Origin of the sequence: Clostridium algifaecis, assembly GCF_017874415.1 — a bacterium.
GTDB classification, from domain to species: Bacteria; Bacillota; Clostridia; order Clostridiales; family Clostridiaceae; genus Clostridium_B; species Clostridium_B algifaecis.
The window spans coordinates 1-4,781 of record NZ_JAGGLM010000041.1; the positions used below are offsets into that span (position 1 = coordinate 1).

At 31.6% G+C, this 4,781-nt stretch carries 4 protein-coding genes and 1 riboswitch; all 4 genes read right to left on the bottom strand.

Annotation, left to right across the window (positions count from 1 at the left end; all coding sequences use genetic code 11):
• Nucleotides 1-198 precede the first annotated feature (198 nt).
• The gene (locus J2Z42_RS14210; protein ID WP_209703423.1) at nucleotides 199-744 is read right to left on the bottom strand and encodes a protein kinase; all 546 of its coding nucleotides are present in this window, start codon (nucleotides 742-744) and stop codon (nucleotides 199-201) included.
• Between the two features lie 115 nt (nucleotides 745-859).
• Entirely contained in the window at nucleotides 860-1,582 is a 723-nt protein-coding gene (pflA, locus tag J2Z42_RS14215; protein ID WP_209703424.1) for a pyruvate formate-lyase-activating protein, read from the bottom strand.
• 36 nt (nucleotides 1,583-1,618) lie between these two features.
• Nucleotides 1,619-3,850, bottom strand: coding sequence for a formate C-acetyltransferase (gene pflB, locus J2Z42_RS14220; protein WP_209703425.1), 2,232 nt, complete (start codon nucleotides 3,848-3,850; stop codon nucleotides 1,619-1,621).
• 144 nt (nucleotides 3,851-3,994) lie between these two features.
• Nucleotides 3,995-4,074, bottom strand: a riboswitch (ZMP/ZTP riboswitch).
• Nucleotides 4,075-4,129: 55 nt separating this feature from the next.
• A complete protein-coding gene (locus J2Z42_RS14225; RefSeq protein WP_281063563.1) occupies nucleotides 4,130-4,684 on the bottom strand; it encodes a methyl-accepting chemotaxis protein in 555 nt (184 codons plus the stop codon).
• Between the last annotated feature and the right edge of the window lie 97 nt (nucleotides 4,685-4,781).

Sequence of the window (4,781 nt, forward strand, 5' to 3'; positions counted from 1 at the left end):
CTTCATGTAAAAAGAACAAATGACAAACTGCGACCATTTTAACAAATGGCCGTTTATTTTTGTACATATACACTTGGTAGTTTATCGCTTACTATATAAATCTAATTAATTTTTATAATTATTATACCTCTAGATTTCTATAAAAAAAAATGTAAGTAGATTATTTATTACAATCTACTTACAATATAAATGATTACATTATTTTACAGTATAATATTTCTGCCAGTCAATATCTGGTCTCTCTTTCTGAAGTATTTTAAAGAACTCATCTAAAAGTCCCATTTTGTTTAATTTTCTTAAAAATGATTTTGGATAAGGTATATCTTCTTCATAACTCTTCCTTGGATCTATAAGCATGAGTGTTCCATCTTCCTGTACAAACAAATGTGGAAATCTGAGTTCCAATTTTGTAAATCCATATGATTTCAGCTCATCAATTAAACTTGCTATATTTAAAACAAAAGACTTTTCTATACCATGTGCTTTTATATAGTCATATACACTCGTTCCTCCTACATACTCCCTAATCATATAATATTTGCCAAGCTCATAAGCTTTAGGGAAATGGAGACTTTTTTCTACTGATTTTAATATATCAAATTCAGCCTTGCAGCTGTTTGCACTTTTAAATATCTTTATAATCCTCTTCTTGTCTGGCATTAAATAAACTTCTCCACTATGACCTTTGCCTAAATATTTACACTTAGTAAGATCAACTGGAATATTTCTTCTCTTGATATCCATTTTATCACCTCCTTTGTTTTTATGTAATATATAAAAACAAAGGATAAGTTTATAAACCAAAAGGTCTATCTGATATATAATATTAAAATTAATTTATTTTGTTACTGTTTTTAACCTAAAGATTCAGTTTATTTATAACATACTTTTCAAAAGCTGATGCAGCTTCTTTATCCATACTCTTTACATTGTCTAATTTATATTTAAAACCAAGCTTTTTATACTTGCTTACTCCAAGTGTATGGTATGGAAGAATTTCAAAGTTATCTAATTTGTCTAAGTTAACACGATTCTTTATTATATTAACAATTTTGTCCATAGGCTCATAATTGTCTGTAATGCCAGGAACCATTACATGTCTTATCCAAAGCCTTGATTTTGATTTATTAATCGCCTGTACAAAATCATAAAATTCTTGAATTCTTCCACCAGTCAGCTTATTATAACCATATTCATCTACATGTTTTATATCAAGAATTACAAGGTCTGTATACTTTAAAATTTCATCATATGTTCCCTTTCCAAAACCCGATGTATCAATTGCTGTGTTTATATTATTTTCCTTACAGAGTTTCAAAAATTCAATCAAAAATTCAGGCTGCATAAGCGGTTCTCCACCAGAACATGTAATTCCACCACCTGATTTTTCAAAGTATGCTTTAAATCTTAAGACTTTCTTTAAAAGATCATGAGCATCTATATCCTCAGAAGCATTAAACTCCCAGGTATCTGGATTATGGCAAAATGCGCATCTAAGCCTGCAGCCCTGAAAAAATACCACTACTCTTATACCAGGGCCATCTACAAGTCCCATAGTTTCTATAGAATGAATTTTTCCCATATAAACATCCCTTCAAATTCTAAAATTTCTGTTCAATTAAACTCTTTCATGAAAAGTTCTGTGTACAACTTCAAGCTGCTGTTCTCTCGTAAGTTTAACAAAATGAACTGCATATCCTGATACTCTTATAGTAAGTGTAGGATATTTTTCTGGATTATCCATTGCATCTATTAATGTTTCCCTATTCATTACATTTACATTTAAGTGATGTGCTCCCTTTGAGAAATATCCGTCCAATATAGCAGCAAGATTATTTTTTCTCATGTTATTATCTTTTCCAAGCGCATCTGGAACAATTGAAAAAGTATTTGACACACCATCCTGACACACTGAACGATATGGTATTTTAGCAACTGAATTTAATGATGCAAGGGCTCCTTCCTTGTCTCTTCCATGCATTGGATTAGCTCCAGGTGCAAGAGGTTCCCCTGCTTTTCTTCCATCAGGAGTTGTTCCTGTCTTTTTGCCATACATTACATTTGAAGTTATTGTAAGTGCAGATAATGTATGTTCTGCATTTCTATATGTCTTATTTCTCTTAAGCTCACTTGAAAATTTCTTTACAATTTCAACTGCTATGTCATCTACTCTGTCATCATCATTTCCGTACTTTGGAAAGTCTCCTAAAACTTCAAAGTCTATGGCAATTCCATCTTCATTTCTTATTGGTTTTACCTTTGCATATTTTATTGCACTTAGTGAATCTGCTGCTACTGAAAGTCCTGCTATACCACAAGCTAAAAATCTATGAACATCAGTATCGTGAAGTGCCATTAGGCCTGCTTCGTAGGCATACTTGTCATGCATATAGTGAATGAGATTAAGAGTATTTACATATAAGCTTGCTACATATCTCATTACTTTAAAATAATTATCCTTAACTTTTTCATAATCAAGTACTTCATCTTCTATCCTATCTATGTCTGGCACTACCTTTTCGAATTTTTTTTCATCAATTCCTCCATTTATTGCATAAAGGAGAGATTTTGCCAAATTACATCTTGCACCGAAAAACTGCATCTGTTTTCCTACTGCCATAGCAGATACACAGCAGGCTATCGCATAGTCATCACCATATATAGGTTTCATTATATCATCATTCTCATATTGAATTGCATCAGTTTCTATTGACATCCTGCTGCAGTATTTTTTGAATTCTTCTGGAAGATTTTGTGACCAGAGAACTGTCATATTAGGTTCTGGTGCAGGTCCTAAATTTGTAAGAGTATTTAAAAATCTATACGAATTTTTAGTAACCAGTGTTCTTCCGTCTATTCCCATTCCACCTATAGACTCAGTTACCCAGTTAGGATCTCCTGCAAATAATTCATTATACTCAGGAGTTCTAAGGTGTCTCTCAAGTCTTAATTTAATTACAAATTGATCAATGAGCTCCTGTGCTTCCTGCTCATTTATAATTCCTGCCTTTAGATCCCTTTCAATGTATATATCAAGAAATGTGGAAACTCTTCCAAGGGACATTGCAGCACCATTGTTTTCCTTTACTCCTGCAAGATATCCAAAATAAGTGAATTGAATAGCTTCCTTTGCATTTGCTGCAGGTTTTGAAATATCTATTCCATAACTTAATGCCATATTTTTCATTTTGTTAAGTGCTTTAATTTGTTCTGAAACTTCTTCTCTACGTCTTATTAAGTCTTCAAGCATAGGTCCTTTTAATTCTTTTAAATCCTTCTTTTTCTGTTCTATTAAGTAATCTATTCCGTATAAAGCTATTCTTCTAAAATCACCTATAATTCTTCCTCTTCCATAGGCATCTGGAAGTCCTGTTAAAAGACCAACGTGTCTTGCTACTCTCATTTCTTCTGTATATGCATCAAAAACGCCTTCATTATGAGTTTTTCTATATTTCGTAAATATATTGTTCATTTCTTCATCGACTTTATATCCATAGTCATCAAGAGCCTCTTTAGCCATCCTTATGCCGCCAAACGGATTTACCATTCTCTTAAGTGGTGCATCTGTCTGCAGCCCAACTATAACTTCATTTTCTTTGTCTATATATCCAGGCTTAAAGCTGTCAATACCAGATACTGTCTTAGTATCTACATCAAGTACTCCGCCTTTTTCAATCTCTTTTAGAATTAATTCTTCTGATTTTTCCCAAACATTCTGAGTTTTCTCAGTAGGACATGTTAAAAAGCTCTCATCACCAGTATAAGGATTGTAATTCTTCTGTATAAAGTTTCTAACATCAATATTTTTAGTCCAATTTCCTTCTTTAAAATTACTCCATTGTTTTTGCATAAAAACTCTCCTTTTAATTAATATTTTTACTATTTTTTAAATTATTATGCCTCTTAAAATAAGTTACAATTCAGACAAATCAAAATATTCTTATTACATATTGACATAAATATTACATATTAATCAAAAAGACCGCCCGGGCTTTTTGATTGCCCAGGCGGTCGGCTCTTAAAAATCGTACTCCCTGTGGTTATAGTCCACTTCCGCCGGTTATACGACTCGCTTAAAATCAATTTATTGTTATTTATGTATTTAAATTATCATATTTTTTTAACTATGTCAACTATAACTTTTTACTAGTTTAAATTTGTTGATTTTCTTAATTATATCTTTATTCATAGAATTCAAGTTTTTAGCAGTATGAGAAACTTCTTCAGAAGAAGCTGTCATTTCTTCTGTCGATATAGAAATCTTTACTGTAGAAGAGGATATGTCTTCTGCTATAGAAGAAGCTAAATTAAGTTCATCTATAATATGATTTTTATTGTTATTTAAGGTTACTGCTGAAGAGTTAACAGATTCAATTTTGGGGGTTATTTTATCTACTGCTGCATTTATTACGTTATAGGAATCAATGGCAGTCTCTATGCTATTTTTTTGTTTTGCAAGTTCAGTATTCATAATACTCGTTGTTTTAATCATAAGTTCTGTATCATTAAAAATATTGTTAATCAATAAAGTAATATTTTCTGATGAAAGTTTTGATTGTTCGGAGAGCTTTCTAATTTCTTGTGCTACTACAGAAAATCCTTTTCCAGCTTCACCTGCTCTTGCAGCTTCAATAGCGGCATTTAATGAAAGTAGATTGGTTTGATTTGCAATGTTATTTATCAAATTGCAGAGATTTCGCATCTAAATTCCAGTAAAAATTGTATTTTTACTGGAATTGTATCCAATTACACTTATTTAAAGGGCTGGTAAGCCCGAAGAC